The organism is Bacteroides sp. LFL-34 (genome assembly GCF_027257075.1).
Lineage (GTDB): Bacteria > Bacteroidota > Bacteroidia > Bacteroidales > Bacteroidaceae > Bacteroides > Bacteroides ovatus.
Genome location: NZ_JAPQKZ010000158.1, coordinates 1 through 694 on the forward strand (window position 1 = coordinate 1; position 694 = coordinate 694).

The 694-nt window shown below is 35.9% G+C and carries 1 protein-coding gene; it reads right to left on the reverse strand.

Annotated features, from left to right (window positions below; all coding sequences use genetic code 11):
- Positions 1–658, reverse strand: a 658-nt coding sequence (locus tag N5O98_RS27370; protein WP_149958994.1) for an ISAs1 family transposase, incomplete at its 3' end; no start/stop codon positions are given.
- Positions 659–694: the final 36 nt, after the last annotated feature.

Sequence of the window (694 nt, forward strand, 5' to 3'; positions counted from 1 at the left end):
TATCCTGATAATCGTCAATGATTTGTTTAGCTAGTTGATAATTTTTTTTCTTATTCTCCTTTATAGCTATAATATAATTTGCATCATGCTCAATAATGGTCTGGGTTATATCTTTCTGGCATCCCATCGCGTCAATTGTAACAATACAACCACTTAGTTCCAAAGAGTTAATTAACAATGGAATAGCTGTAATCTCATTGCTTTTATCATCTACTTTTACCTGACCTAAAGAAATTCCATTAGCGGCAGACCAGGCGGAAACCATCCATAATTTGAATCCTTCTTTTCCCGTAGTATGCTCTCCATCACATTGGCTTGGACCACGCATGAGCTTGCCATCTATAGCTACAACGCCTTTCACCTCCTGACAGACTTGTTTTACCCAGTTACGAAAGATCAACTCAAAATACTCGGGCTTTATTATACTGAAGAATCTATTAAAAGTATCATGACTGGGGATGAACTCCAGGTCAGGTATGCGACTTTTGAAAAAAGCAATTTTCGCATTGCCAAATTCCTCAATCTCATTCCAGGATTGGGCGCCACAGATTACAGCAGCAATGGATATATAGATAATAGTTTCCATTTTATGTACTTTTTTGCGGTTCATCCTAGGATCTTCTATTTGTTTACAAAGGTCAATTATGCCAATTTTCATGTTAGTTTATGTTTTAATATATCTTATAAAGATAAG